Below are 758 nucleotides of genomic sequence, written 5' to 3'. Positions count from 1 at the left end.
TCGTCTTTCTCTTTCATAGTACTGTTTGTTGTTATTGTAGAATTATCCCTGATGTAGCTGTGTAGTTAGAGTTATTGTATATTTATTTTGAATAAGAACATTTTGGCTAATTTTTTTTACGCACTATTGCCAGTTTGTTTTTTGATGATATGCAGGAAAAATTTCAGCCGGGCTTTAAATTCTTCCCTTCCGTAACCGTAAGTTTTGCCAAGGTATTGCTGATAATCCTCATAGGCACGTCCATCCATCCAGTCAATGACAGTATAAAAGTCAAAGAAATGTTTTGGACGGTCAAAGCGGGTATATTCTTTAAAATACCGGAGTTCGGTTTTAAACTCCTCTGTAAGCTTGTCCTCGAAATGGTCAAACAGCTTACGGCACATTTCATACAAAGTATTGAAAGAAGCCCTTACAGTTGAAAAATCCATAGCCAGATAAAAATGAAACGGTTCGCACTTACTGGCTATCATACCTAACTTATCTTTCATATACCTGTCCAGGTACCGGGCAAAATCCTGACCGAACACCTCGTAATATTTGCCTAACCCCTTTAAAGTAAACCTATCACCCTGTTTTTGCTGTAATAGCCTTATGGTCTGTAATATTGTTCTCCTTTCGAGTTCAAGCACCCTCTCATCAATTGATTCTATGGTCTCAGCATAGGAGACATGCAACATTTTTACCTGCATATTTTTACGCATGTAAGTGATCTGGATATATACAGGGTACTGTACGGTAATGACCCCTAATGTAGTGTC

At 37.9% G+C, this 758-nt stretch carries 1 protein-coding gene; it reads right to left on the bottom strand.

What is annotated here, in order from left to right; all coding sequences use genetic code 11:
* Nucleotides 1–116: 116 nt before the first annotated feature.
* Nucleotides 117–758: hypothetical protein (locus E1163_RS30470; RefSeq protein WP_185156000.1), on the bottom strand; the 642-nt coding region annotated here is incomplete at its 5' end.

The sequence above is a fragment of the Fulvivirga kasyanovii genome (assembly GCF_009711405.1).
Taxonomy (GTDB): Bacteria; Bacteroidota; Bacteroidia; order Cytophagales; family Cyclobacteriaceae; genus Fulvivirga; species Fulvivirga kasyanovii.
The sequence above is the reverse complement of the archived record's forward strand: the minus strand, read 5'-3'. Positions and strand labels throughout refer to the sequence as shown.